At 76.3% G+C, this 18,630-nt stretch carries 13 protein-coding genes; all 13 read left to right on the forward strand.

Translation table 11 applies throughout. The features are described 5' to 3' along the window. Positions 1 to 32: 32 nt before the first annotated feature. Positions 33 to 995: a 23S rRNA pseudouridine(1911/1915/1917) synthase RluD gene (rluD, locus tag EDC57_RS03005; protein ID WP_123400098.1), complete on the forward strand. Its 963-nt coding sequence runs from the start codon at positions 33 to 35 to the stop codon at positions 993 to 995. After that, on the forward strand, positions 988 to 1,773 hold the full coding sequence (gene pgeF, locus EDC57_RS03010; RefSeq protein WP_123400100.1) for a peptidoglycan editing factor PgeF: 786 nt from the start codon (positions 988 to 990) through the stop codon (positions 1,771 to 1,773). The genes rluD and pgeF overlap by 8 nt, the downstream gene beginning before the upstream one ends. Continuing rightward, positions 1,770 to 2,288 carry a glycine cleavage system transcriptional repressor gene (locus tag EDC57_RS03015; protein WP_123400102.1) on the forward strand — a complete coding sequence of 173 codons (519 nt, stop codon included), beginning with the start codon at positions 1,770 to 1,772 and terminating at the stop codon, positions 2,286 to 2,288. The genes pgeF and EDC57_RS03015 overlap by 4 nt, the downstream gene beginning before the upstream one ends. A 3-nt stretch (positions 2,289 to 2,291) precedes the next feature. After that, entirely contained in the window at positions 2,292 to 2,828 is a 537-nt protein-coding gene (gene def, locus EDC57_RS03020) for a peptide deformylase (RefSeq protein WP_123400104.1), read from the forward strand. A 6-nt stretch (positions 2,829 to 2,834) separates the two neighbouring features. Further along, positions 2,835 to 4,136: an MFS transporter gene (locus EDC57_RS03025; protein WP_123400106.1), complete on the forward strand. Its 1,302-nt coding sequence runs from the start codon at positions 2,835 to 2,837 to the stop codon at positions 4,134 to 4,136. Beyond that, positions 4,133 to 4,798, forward strand: coding sequence for a lysophospholipid acyltransferase family protein (locus EDC57_RS03030; protein WP_123400108.1), 666 nt, complete (start codon positions 4,133 to 4,135; stop codon positions 4,796 to 4,798). Before EDC57_RS03025 ends, EDC57_RS03030 begins: the two co-directional genes overlap by 4 nt. 69 nt (positions 4,799 to 4,867) lie before the next feature. Next, complete coding sequence (gene clpB, locus EDC57_RS03035; protein WP_123400110.1) at positions 4,868 to 7,462, forward strand: ATP-dependent chaperone ClpB; 2,595 nt, start codon at positions 4,868 to 4,870, stop codon at positions 7,460 to 7,462. Positions 7,463 to 7,664: 202 nt separating this feature from the next. After that, positions 7,665 to 9,098, forward strand: coding sequence for a TIGR03013 family XrtA/PEP-CTERM system glycosyltransferase (locus tag EDC57_RS03040; RefSeq protein ID WP_123400112.1), 1,434 nt, complete (start codon positions 7,665 to 7,667; stop codon positions 9,096 to 9,098). A gap of 36 nt (positions 9,099 to 9,134) precedes the next feature. Continuing rightward, positions 9,135 to 11,174, forward strand: coding sequence for an XrtA/PEP-CTERM system histidine kinase PrsK (gene prsK, locus EDC57_RS03045; protein WP_123400114.1), 2,040 nt, complete (start codon positions 9,135 to 9,137; stop codon positions 11,172 to 11,174). After that, positions 11,171 to 12,556: a PEP-CTERM-box response regulator transcription factor gene (gene prsR, locus EDC57_RS03050; RefSeq protein WP_123400116.1), complete on the forward strand. Its 1,386-nt coding sequence runs from the start codon at positions 11,171 to 11,173 to the stop codon at positions 12,554 to 12,556. Before prsK ends, prsR begins: the two co-directional genes overlap by 4 nt. A 4-nt stretch (positions 12,557 to 12,560) precedes the next feature. Then, complete coding sequence (gene prsT, locus EDC57_RS03055) at positions 12,561 to 15,365, forward strand: XrtA/PEP-CTERM system TPR-repeat protein PrsT (RefSeq protein WP_123400118.1); 2,805 nt, start codon at positions 12,561 to 12,563, stop codon at positions 15,363 to 15,365. Beyond that, positions 15,338 to 15,850: a Crp/Fnr family transcriptional regulator gene (locus EDC57_RS03060; RefSeq protein WP_123400120.1), complete on the forward strand. Its 513-nt coding sequence runs from the start codon at positions 15,338 to 15,340 to the stop codon at positions 15,848 to 15,850. Before prsT (EDC57_RS03055) ends, EDC57_RS03060 begins: the two co-directional genes overlap by 28 nt. After that, positions 15,828 to 18,620: an XrtA/PEP-CTERM system TPR-repeat protein PrsT gene (gene prsT, locus EDC57_RS03065; protein ID WP_123400123.1), complete on the forward strand. Its 2,793-nt coding sequence runs from the start codon at positions 15,828 to 15,830 to the stop codon at positions 18,618 to 18,620. Before EDC57_RS03060 ends, prsT (EDC57_RS03065) begins: the two co-directional genes overlap by 23 nt. Positions 18,621 to 18,630 lie beyond the last annotated feature (10 nt).

Below are 18,630 nucleotides of genomic sequence, written 5' to 3' on the forward strand. Positions count from 1 at the left end.
CCGCCCCGCGCCCCTGATAGACTCGCGCGGTCATGGTCCGCCACGTGGTGCGTCACACCCTCGTGATCCCGCCCGAGCTCGCCGGGCGGCGCCTCGACCAGGCCCTGGCGAGCCTCCTGCCGGAGCACTCGCGCAGCCGCATCAAGGGCTGGATCGAGGCCGAGTGCGTGCGCGTGGACGGGGCCGCGGCGCGGCCCCGCCAGCGCCTCGCCGGTGGCGAGCGGGTGGAGGTGGACGCCGCGGTGGAGGCGGAAGAGGCGCCGGCGCCGGAGCCGATGCCGCTGCGCATCGTGCACGAGGAGGCGCACCTCATCGTCCTCGACAAGCCCGCCGGGCTGGTGGTGCACCCGGCCGCGGGCAACCCCCGCGGCACCCTGGTCAACGCCCTCCTCGCCCACGACCCGGCGCTTGCCGTGCTGCCGCGCGCGGGCCTCGTCCACCGCCTCGACAAGGACACCTCGGGGCTGCTGCTGGTGGCCCGCACCCCGGAGGCGCACACCCGCCTGGTGCGGGCAATGCAGGCGCGCGCCATCGCCCGCACCTACCTCGCGGTGGTCAACGGCGTCGTCACCGCCGGCGGCACCGTGGACGCCCCGGTGGGGCGCCATCCCGTGGACCGCAAGCGCATGGCCGTGGTCCCGGCCGGGCGGCCGGCGGTGACCCACTACCGGGTGCGGCGGCGCTTCCGCGCCCACACCCTGCTCGAGGTGCGGCTCGAGACCGGCCGCACCCACCAGATCCGCGTCCACATGGCGCATCTGCGCCACCCCGTGACCGGCGACCCCGTCTACGGCGGGCGCCCGCGCCTGCCGCGCGACCCCCTCCCGGCGCTGGCGGAGCGGGTGCGGGCGATGCGCCGCCAGGCCCTGCACGCGGCGCGGCTCGCCTTCGCGCACCCGCTGACGGGCACGCCGCTGGCGTTCGCCTCGCCCCTGCCCGCGGATCTCGCGGCGCTGCTCGAGGCCCTGGAGGAGGATCTCGCCGCCCATGGCTGAGGGGCCCGCCTGGATCGAGGCACAGTGGCCCGCGCCGCCGCGGGTGCGGGCGCTCACCACCCTGCGCACCGGCGGCGTCAGCGCCGGGCCCTACGCCGGCCTCAACCTCGCCGGACACGTGGGCGACGCCCCCGAGGCGGTGGCGGAGAACCGCCGCCGCCTGCGCGCCGCCCTCGCCCTGCCGGCCGAGCCCGCCTGGCTGCGTCAGGTCCACGGCACCCGCGTCGTCGAGGCCCCCGCGGGGGCCGGGGCCGAGGCCGACGGCGCATGGACCGCGCGGCCGGGGGTGGTGCTCGCGGTGCTCACCGCCGACTGCCTGCCGGTGGTGCTGGCGCGGCGCGACGGGGGCGCCGTGGCGGTGGCCCATGCCGGCTGGCGGGGGCTTGCCGCGGGGGTGCTGGAGGCGGCGGTGGCGGCGCTCGGCGGCGGCGTCGTGGCCTGGATCGGGCCCGCCATCGGCGCCGCCGCCTACGAGGTGGGGCCCGAGGTGCGCGAGGCCGTGCTCGCGGCCGATCCGGGGGCGGCGGAGGCGATGCGCCCCTCGCCGCGGGCGGGGCGCTGGCGGCTGGATCTCGCCGCGGCGGCGCGGCGGCGGCTGCGGCGCGCGGGGGTGGAGGCGGTCGCCGTCTGCGGCCGCTGCACCTTCCGTGAGGCGGCCGCCTTCTACTCCTACCGGCGCGACGGCGTCACCGGCCGCATGGCGACCCTGGCCTGGATCGAGCCCGGGCGCAGCCATGGGCTATCATGGGTGCCTTCGCCTGCGGAGGAGGCGCGATGAGCTGGTACATGGTGACCCTGGTGGGGGAGGACCGCCAGGGGATCGTGGCGCGGGTGAGCGGCGCCCTCTACGAGGCCGGCTGCAACCTGGGCGAGGCCTCGATGATGCGGCTCGGCGGGAACTTCGCCGTCATGCTGATGGTGGAGCAGGCGGGGCCGGAGGGTGCGCTGGAGGCGGTGCTGGCGCCGGTGGCGCGCGCGCTCGGGCTGCACCTGCACGTGGACCCGATCCGGGGGCGCCTCCACGAGCACGCGGTCCCGGACGTGCGCATCACCATCGCCGGCGCCGACCGCACCGGCATCGTCGCCCAGGCGACGCAGGCGCTGGCCGAGGCCGGGCTCAACATCCTCGACCTCGAGTCCGATGTCGCCGGCACCCCCGACCGGCCCATCTACGTGCTCCACATCGAGGGCGAGGCGCGCCGCGGCATCGAGGCCCTGCGCCGGGCGCTGGCGGGGGCGGGGCTCGGCGACCTCGACGTGCGGGTCGAGCCGGTCGAGACCCTGGTGGGCTGAGCCGTGGCGGTGCTGCCGGTCCTGACCTACCCGGACCCCCGCCTGAAGGCGGTCTCGGCGCCGGTGGAGCGCTTCGACGAGGCCCTGCGCGCCTTCGTCGCCGATCTCGAGGAGACGATGCGCGCCCAGCCGGGCGGCGTCGGCATCGCCGCCCCTCAGGTGGGGCGGCGGCAGCGCATCTGCATCGTCGACGTCTCGGCGCGCGAGGGGGTCGAGAGCCACGGGCGGCTCGTCCTCGTCAACCCCGAGATCCTGGCGTGGGAGGGGCTCGAGGTGGGGCGCGAGGGCTGCATGTCGGTGCCGGACTACACCGGCAACGTGGTCCGCGCCGCCGCCATCCGCGTGCGCTTCCTCGACGAGCACGGGGCGGCGCACGAGATCGAGAGCCGCGGCTACGAGGCCCGCGCGATCCAGCACGAGATCGACCATCTCGACGGGCTGCTCTTCCTGGACCGCCTGGTCAGCCGTCGCAACGACCTCTTCCGGCGCAAGGTCTATGCGCCGCCGCCGCGCCGGCGCGCGGAGGGCGGCGGGGGCTGAGCCGCGGTGGGCGCCGCCTCGCCCGCAGGGCGCGGCGAGATCCTCGCCTGGGCCTGCTACGACCTGGCCAACTCCGGCTACGCCACGGTGGTCCTCACCGCGGTCTACAACGCCTACTTCGTCTCCGTGGTGGCCGGGGGGGATCCGGCGCTCGCCCCCGGCGCGGGGACGCTGGTGTGGACCCTCGCGCTCGCCGCGGCCAACGGGCTGGTGCTGCTGACCGCCCCCGTGATCGGCGCCGTCGCCGACCACCGTGCGGCCAAGAAGCCGCTCCTTCTCGCCACCACCGTGGGCTGTGTCGCCGCCACCGCCGCCCTCGGGCTCGCCGGCCCCGGGGAGTGGCGGTTCGCGGCGGTGCTGCTCGCGCTCTCCGCCTACCTCTTCGCCAGCGGCGAGAATCTGGTGGCGGCCTTCCTCCCGGAGATCGCGCGCGACGACCAGCTCGGCCGCATCTCCGCCTACGGCTGGGCCCTGGGCTACGCCGGCGGCGTGCTGATCCTGCTCCTCGCCCTCGCCGTCATCGCGCGGGCGCAGGCCGCGGGGCTGGGGCCCGAGACCTACGTGCCCTGGATCCTGCTCGGGGTGGCCGCGGTCTTCGCCCTCGCCGCGAGCCCGACCTTTCTCTTCCTGCGCGAGCGCGCGCGTCCGGCCGGGGACGGCGCCGGGCTCGCCGCCGCCGTCGCCGCGGGGCTCGGCCGCCTCGCCGAGACCCTGCGGCGGGCGCGCCACCACCGCGACCTCTTCCGCTTCCTGGTGACGCTGACGGTCTACCACGCCGGGATCCAGACCGTGATCGTGCTGGCCGCAGTCTACGCCCAGGAGGCGATGGGCATGGGGCAGCGCGAGCTGCTGGTGCTGATCCTCGTGGTCAACGTCACCGCCGCCCTCGGCGCCCTCGCCTTCGGCCACCTTCAGGACCGCATCGGCTCGGTGCCCACCCTCGCCGCGACCCTGCTCCTCTGGATCCTCGCCCTGGCGGTGGCGTGGGCGGCGGGCGGCCGCGCCGGGATGTGGGTCGCGGGCAACCTCATCGGGCTCGCCATGGGCGCGAGCCAGTCGGCCGGGCGGGCGCTGGTGGCGGCGTTCACGCCGGCGGGGCGGGCCGCCGAGTTCTTCGGGCTGTGGGGGCTGGCGGTGAAGCTCGCGGCGGTGCTGGGGCCGCCGAGCTACGGGCTCGTGGCCTACCTCACCGGGGGCGATCACCGCCGCGCCCTCCTCACCACCGCGGCCTACTTCGTCGCCGGGCTCGTCCTGCTCGCCACCGTGGACGAGCGGCGCGGGCGGGCGGCGGCGCGGGCGGCGCGGTGACGGGGTGGCTCCTTGCCGCCGCGGCGGTGCTCGCGGCGGCGGCCCTCGGGCGGCAGGCCGGGCGCGCCGCGCGCGCCGACTGGGGTGCGCCTTGGCTCGATCGGCTCGACGGCCTCAACCGCCTCTTCTGCCGCCACGTCCACGGGCTGCGGGCGCCGCTGCTGGCGCTGCCCCCCGAGGGTCCGGCCCTGGTCGCCGCCAACCACGTCTCGGGGCTCGATCCGCTGGTGCTGGCGGCGGTCTCCCCGCGGCCGCTGCGCTTCCTCATCGCCCGCGAGCAATACGCGCGGTGGTGGCTGCGGCCCTTCTTCCGCGCCATCGGCTGCATCCCGGTGGACCGCGCCCACCGCCCCGACCGCGCCCTGCGCGCGGCGCTGCGGGCGCTGGAGGCGGGCGAGGTGGTGGTGATCTTCCCCGAGGGCGGCATCCGCTACCGCACCGAGCGCCGGCGCGGGCTCAAGGGCGGTGTGGCCTGGCTCGCCTGCCGCACCGGGGCGCCGGTGCTGCCGGTGCGGGTCGACGGGGTGCGCGGCGCGGGCCGGGTGCTGGGGGCGCTCTTCCTCCCGAGCCGTGTGCGCGTCACGGCCTACCCGCCGCTGCGCTGCGCCGCGCCGGAGGAGGGGCCGCGGCTCCTTGCGCGCCTGCACGATCTCCTCTGCTGACGGTTGAAATCGCCGGCCGCAGGCCGCATCTCCCGGGGCAGTCCAGTTCAAGACCGGGAGTGAAGCGCGATGCGGATGGACCGTCTGACCACCAAGTTCCAGATGGCGCTGGCCGATGCCCAGAGCCTCGCCGTCGGCCGCGACCACCAGTTCATCGAGCCGGCGCACGTGCTCGCGGCGCTGCTCGACCAGGAGGGGGGCACGGTGCGGCCCCTGCTCGACCGCGCCGGCGTCAACCTCAACCTCCTCCGCGCCCGCCTCGGGCGCATCCTCGACGGGCTGCCGCGGGTGGAGGGGACGGCGGGCGAGGTGCACGTCTCCAACGCCCTGGCGCGGGTGCTCAACGTGGCCGACAAGCTCGCCCAGCAGCGCAAGGATCAGTACGTCTCCTCGGAGCTCTTCGTGCTCGCGCTGGTGGACGACCGCGACCCGGCCGGCGAGGCCCTGCGCGAGTGCGGCGCCACCAAGGCGGTGCTGGAGAAGGCGGTGGAGGCGCTGCGCGGCGGCGAGGCGGTCACCGACCCCGAGGCGGAGGAGGCGCGCCAGGCCCTCGAGCGCTACACCGTGGACCTCACCGAGCGCGCCGCCCAGGGCAAGCTCGATCCCGTGATCGGGCGCGACGAGGAGATCCGCCGCACGATCCAGGTGCTGTCGCGCCGGACCAAGAACAACCCGGTCCTCATCGGCGAGCCGGGCGTGGGCAAGACCGCCATCGTGGAGGGGCTCGCCCAGCGCATCGTCAACGGCGAGGTGCCCGAGGGGCTGCGCGACAAGCGCATCCTCGCCCTCGACATGGGGGCGCTGCTCGCCGGCGCCAAGTACCGGGGCGAGTTCGAGGAGCGGCTCAAGGCGGTGCTCAAGGACATCGCGCGGCAGGAGGGCCGCATCATCCTCTTCATCGACGAGCTCCACACCATCGTCGGCGCCGGCAAGGCCGAGGGCGCCATCGACGCCGGCAACATGCTCAAGCCGGCGCTCGCCCGCGGCGAGCTGCGCTGCATCGGCGCCACCACCCTCGACGAGTACCGCAAGTACATCGAGAAGGACGCGGCGCTGGAGCGGCGCTTCCAGAAGGTGCTGGTGGACGAGCCCAGCGTCGAGGACACCATCGCCATCCTGCGCGGCCTCAAGGAGCGCTACGAGGTCCACCACGGCGTCGAGATCACCGACTCGGCCATCGTCGCCGCGGCGACGCTGTCGCACCGCTACATCACCGACCGCAAGCTCCCGGACAAGGCCATCGACCTCATCGACGAGGCGGCGAGCCGCATCCGCATCGAGATGGACTCCAAGCCGGAGGCCCTCGACCGGCTCGAGCGCCGCCTGATCCAGCTCAAGATCGAGCGCGAGGCGCTGAGGAAGGAGACCGACGAGGCGGCGCGCAAGCGTCTCGCCGACCTCGAGGCCGAGATCGGCCGCCTCGAGCGCGAGTACTCCGACCTGGAGGAGGTCTGGAAGGCGGAGAAGGCGGCCCTGCAGGGTGCCCAGCACATCAAGGAGGCGCTGGAGCAGGCCCGGATCGAGCTCGAGGCGGCGCGCCGGGCCGGGGATCTCGCGCGCATGTCGGAGATCCAGTACGGGCGCATCCCGGAGCTCGAGCGGCGGCTGGCCGAGGCCCAGGCCGCCGAGTCGCGCGAGTTCCGCCTCCTGCGCAACCGGGTCACCGAGGAGGAGGTGGCCGAGGTGGTCTCGCGCTGGACCGGCATCCCGGTGGCGAAGATGCTCGAGGGCGAGCGCGAGAAGCTGCTGCGCATGGAGGAGGCGCTGCACCGGCGCGTGGTGGGCCAGGACGAGGCGGTGCGGGCGGTGGCCGACGCCATCCGCCGCGCCCGCGCGGGGCTCGCCGATCCCAACCGGCCGAACGGCTCCTTCCTCTTCCTCGGCCCCACCGGCGTCGGCAAGACCGAACTCTGCAAGGCGCTTGCGGAGTTCCTCTTCGACACCGAGGACGCCATGGTCCGCATCGACATGTCGGAGTTCATGGAGAAGCACTCGGTGGCGCGGCTCATCGGCGCCCCGCCGGGCTACGTCGGCTACGAGGAGGGTGGGTATCTCACCGAGGCGGTGCGGCGCAAGCCCTACTCGGTGGTGCTGTTCGACGAGGTGGAGAAGGCCCACCCCGACGTCTTCAACGTCCTCCTGCAGGTGCTCGACGACGGGCGCCTGACCGACGGGCAGGGGCGCACCGTGGACTTCCGCAACACGGTGGTGGTGATGACCTCCAACCTCGGCTCCCAGCTCATCCAGGAGATGGCGGGGGAGGAGAACTACCCGCGCATGAAGGCGGCGGTGATGGAGATCGTGGGCAAGCACTTCCGCCCCGAGTTCATCAACCGCATCGACGAGGTGGTGGTCTTCCACCCGCTGGGCAAGGCGCAGATCCGCGAGATCGCCCGCATCCAGGTCGAGCGTCTGGCGGCGCGGCTGGCGGAGAAGCACTACCGGCTGGTGGTCACCGACGCCGCCCTCGAGCGGCTCGGCGAGGCCGGCTACGACCCCGTCTACGGGGCGCGGCCGCTCAAGCGGGCGATCCAGCAGCAGCTGGAGAACCCGCTGGCGCAGAAGATCCTCGCCGGCGCGTTCGTGCCGGGCGACACCATCGAGGTGGACGCAGGCCCCGACGGCCTCGTCTTCGCCCGCCGCGCCGCCGCCTCGGCGGCGTGACCGGAGGCGCCGGCACCCGCGGGTGCCGGCGCCTCCACGCCCCCCCCCTGTAAGCAAATTCCTACATCGATTTGCGTGGCCGTCCCGATGAAAAGCGGAGGCGGACGGCCGTCCTCTGCGCTATCTTTTCATAGGCGAGATTTGCATGTAAGTTCGAGCGATTCGATCGATCTCGATCAGGCCGCTGGGGCCGGGAGTGAGGATGATCCGACTGTTCCGTCACTACATCCCGGGGTGGTTCGTCGCCCTCGCCGCGGTGGAGGGCCTCGTCTTCGGCCTCGCCATGTACGTGGGCGAGGCCCTGCGCATGCTCGGCATCGGCGAGCTGGAGTCGCCCCTGCGCTTCGGCGCCTTCGCCAACGCCTCGGCCTTCGCCGTGCTCATGGTCCTCAACTTCGTGGTGGTGGGCCTCTACCAGCGGCGCATGGCCGAGGGCGCCTCGGGCCAGCTGGTGCGCATGATGATCGCCTTCGCCTTCGGCTTCGCCGAGCTGGCGGTGATCAACCTCGTCTTCCCGGGGGTGGTGCCGTGGCGGCGCTCGCTGGCGCTGGCCTTCCCCGCGGCCTTCGCGGGCGTGCTGCTGACGCGCTGGGCCTTCGTGCGCCTGTGCGGCATCGACGTCTTCAAGCGCCGCGTGCTGGTGGTGGGCGGCGGCGAGCCGGCGCGGCGCATCATCGAGGGCGCGCGCGCCCCCGGGGCGGGCTTCAAGGTGGTGGGCTGCGTGCCCCTGGGCGAGGAGCGCCTGGCGGTGGAGCCCCGCTACGTCGTCGAGCACAACGTCATCCGCTTCGTCGACGATCTCGCGTCCGAGCGCACGGGGGTGGGGGACCTGCTCGGGATCGTGCGCGACCGCGACGTCGACGAGGTGGTGGTGGCGGTGAGCGACCGCCGCGGCCACCTGCCCATGCGCGAGCTGCTCGCCTGCCGCATGGTGGGGGTGCCGGTGAGCGACTTCCACAGCTTCTACGAGCGCGAGACCGGGCGCGTGATGCTGGAGGACCTGCACCCGAGCTGGCTGGTCTTCTCGGACGGCTTCCGCGGCGGCCTCGCCGCCGACGCGGTCAAGCGGCTGTTCGACCTCGCCGCGGCGGGGCTGCTGCTGGCCCTCACCTGGCCGGTGATGCTGCTTGCGGCCCTCGCGGTCAAGCTCGAGGACGGCGGCCCCGTCTTCTACCGCCAGACCCGCGTGGGCCAGCACGGGCGGCCCTTCGAGGTGATCAAGTTCCGCAGCATGCGCCCCGACGCCGAGGCCGACGGCCGTCCCCGCTGGGCGCGGCCGGGCGATGCGCGCGTGACCCGCGTCGGGGCCTGGCTGCGCAAGACCCGCATCGACGAGCTGCCGCAGCTCATCAACGTCCTGCGCGGCGAGATGAGCCTGGTGGGGCCGCGCCCGGAGCGGCCGGAGTTCGTCGCCCGGCTGCAGGAGCGCATCCCCTACTACGGCGAGCGCCACCGGGTGAAGCCGGGCCTCACCGGCTGGGCGCAGGTGAGCTACCCTTACGGGGCGAGCGACGAGGACGCGGCGGAGAAGCTCCGCTACGACCTCTACTACATGAAGAACCACAGCCTCTTCCTGGACCTGGTGATCCTCGTCCAGACCGTGGAGGTGGTGCTCTGGGGCCGGGGCGCGCGGTGAGCGGAGGGGCGCGTCCCTCCGCCAGGCGTTAGGGCCATGGAGATCGACGCGGCGCTGGTGAGCCATGCCCTCGGGGCGGCCGCCTTCGGCGGGCTCACCCTCCTCCTCGCCTTCGGCTGGCGGGGCACGGCGCCGGGGGCGGCCTTCCTCGCCGCCGCCGGCCTGACCGCCCTGTGGGCGGGCCTGCACGTCCTCTACGCCGCCGCCGGCGTCCCGCCCCTGCGCGCGCTCCTCGCCGCCGAGGTGGCGCGCGACCTGGCCTGGATCGGCTTTCTGGCGCTGACCATGCTCGCGGGGCGCCGGCGCGTCCTGGCGCTCGCCGGCGCGGGGGCGCTCGCGGGGGGCGTCCTCGCCCTCGACCTGCTGCCGCTGCACCGCGTCGGCGGGCACTGGGCGGTGGCCGGCCACCTCGCCCTCGCCCTCGCGGGGCTGGTGGCGGTGGAGCAGCTCTGGCGCAACGCCCCGCCCGCGCGCCGCTGGGCCCTCAAGTTCCTCTGCCTCGGCCTCGGCGGCCTCTTCGCCTACGACTTCTACCTCTACGCCGACGCGCTGCTGCTGCGCCGCATCAGCCCGGCGCTCTGGCAGGCGCGGGTGGCGGCGGAGGGGCTGATGGCGCCGCTGCTCGCGGTGGCGGCCGCGCGCAACCGCGACTGGGCGGTGGACATCGCGGTCTCGCGGCGGGCGGTCTTCCACAGCGCGGCCCTCCTCGGCGCCGGCGTCTACCTCCTCTTCATGGCCGCGGCGGGCTACTACATCCGCCGCTTCGGCGGCACCTGGGGGGCGGTCTGGCAGGTGGTCTTCCTCGTGGGGGCCGCGGTGCTGCTGGCGGCGCTCATGGCCTCGGGGCGGATGCGGGCGTGGCTGCGGGTCTTCATCAGCCGCAACTTCTACAGCTACAAGCACGACTACCGCGACGCCTGGATGCGGCTCACCCGCACCCTCGCCGGGACCGAGTCCGACCTGCCCCCGGCCGAGCGCGCCATCCACGCCCTGGCGGAGCTGTTCGAGTGTCCGGGCGGGGCGCTGTGGCTGCGCGACGAGCACGGCGCCTACCGGCCGCGGGCGTGGCTCAACCTCACCCCGCCGCCGGAGGCGGTGGTGGCGCCGGACGAGCCCCTGGCGGCGGCGCTGGCGGGGCGCGAGTGGGTGATCGAACCGGCGGAGGTGGCGGCCTCGCCGGAGCGCTACCCCGGGCTGCGGCTGCCGCCCTGGCTCGAGGCCCTGGGGGCATGGCTGGTGGTGCCGCTGTGGCTGCACGAGGCGCCCATGGGCTTCGTCGTGCTCGCCCCGCCCCGCGCGCCGGTGCGCCTCATCTGGGAGGACTACGACCTGCTGCGCATCGCCGGGCGGCAGGCGGCGGGCCACCTGGCCCAGATGCAGGCCGCCGAGGCCCTCTCCCAGGCGCGCCAGTTCGAGGCCTACCACCGCCTGTCGGCCTACGTGGTGCACGACCTCAAGAATCTCGCCGCCCAGCTCGGCCTGCTCGCCGCCAACGCCCGCCGCCACGGCGGCAACCCCGCCTTCCTGGACGACATGGTGGCGACCCTGGAGAATGCGGTGGGGCGCATGAACCGGCTGGTGGCGCAGCTGCGCTCGGGGCGCCGCGAGGGGGCGCGGCGGGCGGTGGACCTGGCGGCGCTGGCGGCCGCGGTGGTCACCGAGCGGGCCCGGGTGCAGCCCGCGCCGCGGCTGGAGGCGGCGCCGCCGGGGCCGTGGGTGGAGGCCGATCCGGACCGGCTCACGACGGTCCTGCGCCACGTGGTGCAGAATGCCCAGGAGGCGACGCCGCCGGACGGGCGGGTGACGGTGCGGGTCGGCACCGACGGCGGCCGCGCCCTGGTGGAGATCGAGGACACGGGCACGGGCATGGATGCGACCTTCCTTCGCGAGCGGCTGTTCCGGCCCTTCGACAGCACCAAGGGGCTGAGCGGCATGGGCATCGGCGCCTACGAGTGCCGCGAGTACGTGCGCGCCCTCGGCGGAGAGGTGGCGGTGGAGAGCAGCCCCGGCCGGGGCACCTGCTTCCGCATCCGCCTGCCGCTGGCGGCCGAGGCCGTGCAGGAGGCGGCGGGATGAGCGCCGAGGGCCGCAGGCTCCTGGTGGTGGAGGACGACCCCGGGCTGCAGAGCCAGCTGCGCTGGTGCTTCGAGGGGGTCGAGGTGGCGGTGGCGGGGACGCGCGAGGAGGCGGTGGCGGAGCTTCGCCGCCTCGAGCCCCAGGTGGTGACCCTCGATCTCGGCCTGCCGCCGGATCCCGGCGGGGCCAGCGAGGGCTTCGCCACCCTGCGCGAGATCCTCTCCCTCGCCCCGCACACCAAGGTCGTCGTGGTCACCGGCCGCGAGGACCGCGACAACGCCGTGCGCGCCGTCGGCATGGGCGCCTACGACTACTACCAGAAGCCGGTGGATGCGGAGCTGCTCGCCTTCGCCGTCGAGCGCGCCTTCCGCCTCCACGAGCTGGAGGCGGAGAACCGCCGCCTCGCCGTCGGCGCCGACGCCGCCCCCCTCGACGGCATCATCGCCGCAAGCCCGGGGATGCTGGAGGTCTGCCGCACCGTCGAGCGGCTCGCCCCGGCCGACGTCACCGTGCTGGTGCTCGGCGAGTCGGGCACCGGCAAGGAGCTCGTCGCCCGCGCGCTCCACGCGCTGAGCCCGCGCCGCGACAAACGCTTCGTCGCCATCAACTGCGCCGCCATCCCCGAGAACCTGCTCGAGAGCGAGCTCTTCGGCTACGAGAAGGGGGCCTTCACCGGCGCCGTGCGGCGCACGCCGGGCAAGATCGAGGTCGCCGACGGCGGCACCCTCTTCCTCGACGAGATCGGCGACCTGCCCCTGAGCCTCCAGGCCAAGCTCCTGCGCTTCCTCCAGGAGCGGGTGGTGGAGCGCATCGGCGGGCGCGAGGAGATCCCGGTGGACGTGCGCGTGGTCTGCGCCACTCACCAGGACCTGCGCGCCCTCATGGCCGAGGGCGCCTTCCGCGAGGATCTCTACTACCGCGTCAGCGAGGTCACCCTGGAGATCCCGCCGCTGCGCCGGCGCGAGGGGGATGCGGTGCTGCTCGCGCGCGCCTTCCTCGAGCGCCACGCCCGCGAGCTCGGCCGGCCCGTGCGCGGCTTCAGCGAGGACGCCCTCGCCGCCATCGAGGCCCACGACTGGCCCGGCAACGTGCGTGAGCTGGAGAACCGGGTCAAGCGCGCCGTGATCATGGCCGACGGCGAGCGCGTGCATGCGGCGGACCTGCAGCTCGACGGCACGCGCGAGGCCGAGCCCCTCAACCTGCGCCAGGTGCGGGAGGCGGCCGAGCGCGGCGCCATCCTGCGCGCCCTGGCGCGGGCCGGGCACAACGTCAGCGAGGCCGCGCGCCTGCTCGGGGTGACGCGGCCGACCCTCTACAGCCTGCTGGAAAAGCACGGCATCCCGCACGGCACGCAGGCCGGCACGGACACACCGGGGAGGTGAGCCCATGGGCATCGTGAAGGATCGGGGCAACCGGGGCGGATACGGGCGCGCGGCGCTGGGCGCCCTCGGCCTGCTGCTGGCGGCGGCCGCCTGGGGCGGGCCGGTGGAGCGGGCCGAGGCGTACCGCGCCCGCGGCGAGCTGCGCGCGGCGGTGATCGAGCTCAAGAACGCGCTCGCCGAGAATCCGGACGATGCCGCGGCCCGGCTCCTGCTCGGCCGGGTCTACGTGGAGGCCGGCGACGGCCCCTCCGCGGAGAAGGAGCTGCGCCGCGCCCAGGTCCTCGGCCGCAGCCGCGAGGAGGTGCTGCCGTGGCTGGCGCGGGCGCTCCTCATGCAGCGGCGCTTCGAGGAGCTGCTCGCCGAGGTGGACCCCGCCGCGGCGCAGGCGCCTGCGGTGCGGGCCGAGCTCCACGCCATGCGCGCCTCGGCGCTGCTCGCCCTGGGGCGCACCGACGAGGCCGAGGCGGCGCTCGCCCGCGGGCGGGAGGCCGACGGCGGCAGCCGGCACGTGCGCATGGTGGAGGTCGCCCTGTGGCTGCGCCGGGGCGAGCGGGACCGCGCCTGGGAGGCGGTGCAGGCCCTCACCCGGGAGGACGCGGAGGACGTCGCGGCCTGGATCCTGCGCGGCGACGTCGCCATGGCGCGACGGGACTGGCGGGAGGCGGAGTCGGCCTACGACGAGGCCATCCGGCGCCGTCAGCGCCCCGATCTCCTCTTCAAGCGGGCCCTGCTCAGGATCCAGCGCGGGGCGCTGGAGGAGGCGCGCGCCGACATCGACGCCCTGCGGCGGCTCGCGCCGCGCCACCCCGCCGCCCCCTACGCCGAGGGCCTCTGGCAGTTCCAGCAGCGCCGCTTCGCCGAGGCCCAGACGGCGCTGGAGGAGGCGCTCAAGTCGGCGCCGGACTACGTGCCGGCGCAGTTCTATCTGGGCGTGACCCACCTCATGCAGGGCCAGGACCGCCAGGCCGAGGAGTATCTCAGCCGCGTCCTGCGCCGGGTCCCGGGCTCGCAGCCGGCGCGCAAGCTCCTGGGGCTGCTCTACGTGCGCCAGGGCCGCCACGCCGATGCCGTCGCCGCGGTGCGTCCCGTGGTGGAGGCGGCGCCGGGGGATGCCGCCGCGCAGCAGATCCTCGGCGCCGCCCTCCTCGGGCTGGGCCGCACCGACGAGGGCATCGAGGCCCTGGAGAAGGCGGTGGAGGCCGATCCCGACTCGGCCCAGGCCAGGCTGCGCCTGGGCCTGAGCCTGCTCGCCACGGGCGAGCGCGAGGAGGGCACCGCCGCCCTCGAGCAGGCGGTGGAGCTGGATCCGAAGGGTGGGGCGGCGGATGTGGTGCTGACCCTCGCGCACCTGCGGGCGGGGGAGACGGACAAGGCCATGGCGGCGGCGGAGCGGCTGCGCGCGCGCAGCCCCGAACGGGCGCTCGGCTGGAACCTCACCGGCCTCGTCCACGCCGCCGCCGGGCGCACCGAGGAGGCCCGCGCCGCCTTCACCAAGGCCCTGGCGCTCGCCCCGGGCGATCCCACCGCGGCCCACAACCTCGCCGCCATGGCCCTGCGCGAGGGGGATGCGGCGCGCGCCCGCAGCCTCTACCAGGCCGTCCTCGAGGCCCATCCGCAGCACCTGCGTACACGGCTGGCGCTGGCCGAGCTGGACGCGCGCGAGGGGCGGGTCGAGGAGGCGCGCAAGGCGCTGGAGGAGATGGTGGCGCAGCGGCCCGAGGCCCTCGCGCCGCGCGTGGCGCTGGCCCGGTTCCACCTGCGCCGGGGGGACGCCGCCGAGGGCCTGAACGTGCTCCGCCGGGCGCCGGAGACGATCCGGGACGACCCCGCCTACCTGCGCGCCCTGGGCGAGATGGAGCTCGCGGCGGGGCAGGCCGAGGCCGCGGTCAAGACCTACGAGGCCCTGGCCCGGATGCTGGAGCGCTCGGCGGCGGCCCGCCGCCTCCTCGCCGGGGCGGCGCTGCGGGCGGGTGACACCGAGCGGGCCCACGAGGCGTTGCTGGAGGCGGCGCGCCTGGCGCCGGCCGACGCGGGGCTTGCGCGCGAGCTCGTCGCCCTCGAGATCCGCCTCGGCCGCTGGGAGGAGGCCCGGCGGCACATCGCCGGGCTCACGGCGAAGGAGCCGACCCGCTGGCTCGGCCGCCTCCTCGAGGGCGACCTCCACCTCGCCCGGGGGCGCCACGACGAGGCGGTGGCGGCCTACCGCGCGGTGCTCGAGCACGCCCCCGACGCCTTCGAGGCCGCGCGCGGGATCGTGCGCGCCGAGCAGGCGGCGGGCCGCGTGGAGGGGGCGGTGGAGGCGGCGCGGGCATGGCTCGGCCGGCATCCGGACGACCAGCGCATGGCGCTCGTGCTCGCCGAGGTCTACCTCACCGGCGGGCGGCGCGAGGAGGCGCGGGCGAGCTACGAGCGCCTGCTGGAGCGTTATCCGGACGATCCCATCCTCCTCAACAACCTCGCCTACCTGTACGAGCAGGAGGATCTGGGGCGGGCCCTGGAGTTCGCCCGGCGCGCCTACGAGCGCGCCCCCCGCGCGGTGGCCGTCGCCGACACCTACGGCTGGCTGCTGCTGCGCAGCGGGCGGGTGCGCGAGGCCGAGCCGCTGCTGGAGCGGGCGGCGGCGGCGCTGCCCGACAACCCCTCGGTGGCCTACCACTACGCCGCCCTGCTGGCGCGGACGGGCCGCAAGCCGCGCGCGGTGGAGTATCTGCGCACGGCGCTGGCCGGCGGGGGCGACTTTCCCGAGCGCGAGGCCGCCCGCCGCCTCCTGGACGAGCTGGAGTGGCGGCCGGCGGAGGGCGGGCGCTGACGGCGGCCGTGGCGGGGGAGGCGCTTGCCGAGCTGCTGCGCCACCCGGGCTTTGCCGAGGGCGGCCCCTGGCGCCGGCGCGTGCTCGCGGCGGGCGAGGCGGTCCTGCGCGAGGGCGAGCGCAGCGGCAGGGTCTATCTGGTCCTGCGCGGCCGCGTCCGGGTCCTCGGCGAGGTCCGACTGGAGGGGAACCGGCCGCTCCATCCCGGCTTTCGCGATCTCGGCGAGGGGGAGGTCTTCGGCGAGCTCGCCCTCTTCGACGGCCGCCCGCACTCGGCCACCGTGGTCGCCGTGGACGAGGCGGAGGTGGCCGAGATCGACGGCGCGGCGATGCTCGCCTTCCTCGACGCCCATCCCGAGATCGGCTACCGGGTCCTGCGCGGCTTCCTCGAGACCCTGGCCGAGCGGCTCCGCGCCACGACGCAGAAGGCGGTGGCGCTCTTCGCATGGGGGCTGAAGGCCCATGACATCGACCGGCATCTCTAGGGCCCGCCGCGCGGCGTGGATCGCCGCCGCGGCGGCGGCGGCGCTCCTCCTCGGCGCCTGCGGCGGCGGCGCTCCGGGCTTCGCCGAGCGCGTGCAGCGCGCCGAGGCGATGCTCCAGCAGGGCGACGCCCGCGGTGCCGTCATCGAGCTCAAGAACGCCCTGCGGGAGGCGCCGGAGGATGCGCGCGCGCGCTTCCTCCTCGGCCGGGCGCTGATGCGGCTCGAGCAGCACGCCGCGGCTGAGGACGCCTTCCGCCGTGCGCTGCGGGCGGGCGCCGCGCCGGACGCCGTCCTCGTGCCGCTGGCCGAGGCGCTCCTCGCCCAGGGCAAGGGGCAGGCGGTGCTGGACCTGCTCGGCGAGCTGCCGCTGGCGCCGGCGCGGCGGGCCGACGCCGAGGCCCTGCGGGGCGAGGCGCTGCTCGCCCTCGGCCGCGCCGGGGAGGCGGCGGACGCCTTCGCCGAGGCCCGCCGGCTCGCCCCCGGCCACCCGCGGGCGCTGCGCGGCGAGGCGCGGCTCGCCGCCGCGCGCGGGGAGCTGGCCGCCGCCGAGGCCCTCCTGCGCCGGGCCCTGGAGACGACGCCCAACGACGGCGAGACCTGGGTCGCCCTCGGCGACCTCGCCCGGCGCCGCGGGGACGGCGGGGCGGCGGAGGCGGCCTACGGGCGGGCGCTGGCGCTCGGGGTGGCGCCCGGGCGGGTGCTGCTTCGCCGGGCGGTGGTGCGCATCGGCCTCGAGCGCCTCGACGCCGCCGGCGAGGACATCGAAGCCGCGGCCCGCCTCAGCAAGGATCATCCCGGCGTGCACTACACGCGCGGGCTGCTCCTGCTGGCGCGGGGGCGGCTCGAGGAGGCGCAGGGGGCGCTGGACACCGCCCTCGCCCGCGCCCCGGGGAGCGTGCCGGTGCTGGTGGCGGCGGGCTACGTGCGCTACCGCCTGGGGCAGCAGGAGCAGGCGGCGCGGCTGCTGGAGACGGCGCTGGCGCGGGCGCCGGGCTCGGTCGCCGCGCGGCGCACGCTGGCGCTGGTGCGGCTGCGCGCCGGGCGCCCCGGCGAGGTGGCGAAGCTGCTGCAGCCGGTGGTGGATGCGGGCGCGGCCGATGCCGAGATCCTCGGCCTCCTGGGGGCGGCGAGGCTCGCCCTCGGCGAGCGGGAGGCGGGCATCGAGCTGCTGCGGCGGGCGGTGGCGCAGGCGCCCGAGACCCCGCAGGCGCGGGCCCGTCTCGCCCTCGGCCTGGTGCGCACCGGCGACGTGGAGGCGGCGCTTGCGACCCTGCGCGAGGGGCTGGGGGTCGGGGGGGAGGCGGCGGTCTCCCTGCGCGGGCTGCTGGTCACGACGCTGCTCGGCGCGGGCCGCTACGCCGAGGCCCTGGCCGAGGCGCGCAGGGGCGGCGACGCCCCCCGCTGGCGGGTCCTGCAGGCCAAGGCCCTGGTGGGGCTCGGGCGCCACGACGAGGCGCGGCGGGTGCTGGAGGCGGCCTGGGCGGCGGCGCCGGGGGATCCGGAGGTGGGGCTGCATCTCGCCCTCCTGGAGGTCCGCGACGGCCGGACCGAGGCCGCGGTGGAGCGCCTGGGGGCGGTGCTCGAGCGCAACCCGCAGCACCTGCCCACGTATCTGCGGCTGGTGGAGCTGGAGCGCGGCGCGGGGCGGCTCGAGGAGGCCCTCGCCTGGGCCCGGCGCGGGATCGAGGCGCTGCCGGAGGCGTGGCAGCTGGAGGCGGCGGCGGCCGAGCTCGCCCTGCGCCTGGGCCGGACGCCGGAGGCGCTGGAGCATGCCGAGGCGGCGGCGCGCCAGCGCCCCGACGACCCCGAGGTGCTCGTGGTCCTCGGCGGCGTCCGGCTGCAGGCGGGGCGGGCCGAGGGCGCGGTCAAGGCCTTCGCCGAGGCGGTGCGCCGCAGGCCCGATGCCCCCCTCGCCCACTTCCTCCTCGCCGGCGCCTACGAGGCGGTGGGGGATGCGGCGCGCTACCGCGCCGAGCTGGAGAAGGTGCTGGAACTGGCGCCGGGGCACGTGCCGGCGCGGGTCGCCCTCGGTCTGCTGGAGGTGGCCCAGGGGCGTTCCGAGGCGGCGCGGGCGGCCTACCAGGCCCTGCCCGAGGCGGCCCGGGGCGCGCCTCCGGGGCGTGCCCTCGCCGGCATGATCGCCCTCGCCGAGGGCCGGAACGAGGCGGCCGCGGCCGCCCTCGCCGAGGCGGCCCGGGGCTGGGAGACGCGCTGGCTCACCCTCGCCACCTACCGGGCCCTGTGGCGCGCGGGGCGGCGGGACGAGGCGCTCGCGGCGCTGGAGGACTGGCTCGAAGGCCACCCGGGGGACGTGGGGGTGCGGCTCCTCGCGGCCGACGCGCGGCTCCTGCTGGGCGACCGCGCCGGCGCCGTCGCCGCCTGGCGGCGGGTCCTCGCCGCCGACCCCGACAACGTCGTCGCCCTCAACAACCTCGCCGAGGCCCTCGCGGAGGAGGATCCGGGCCAGGCGCTGGCGCTTGCCGAGCGGGCCTTCGCGCGCGCCCCCGAGGCGGCGGCGGTGCTGGACACCTACGGCGGTCTGCTCCTGCGCGCCGGGCGCATCGAGGAGGCGGTGCGGGCGCTGGAGCAGGCCCACGCGCGGGCCGGGGACCATCCCGGGATCGCCTACCGCTACGCCGCGGCGCTGGCGCGCGCGGGGCGGGGGCGGGAGGCGGCGGCGCTGCTGCGGCGCCTGCTGGCCGGGGCGAAGGCGCCCTTCCCGGAGCGGGAGCGCGCGGCGGCGCTGCTGCGGGAGCTGGAGCGCTCCTGAGCGGCGGCGC

It is taken from the genome of Inmirania thermothiophila (genome assembly GCF_003751635.1).
GTDB lineage: Bacteria > Pseudomonadota > Gammaproteobacteria > DSM-100275 > DSM-100275 > Inmirania > Inmirania thermothiophila.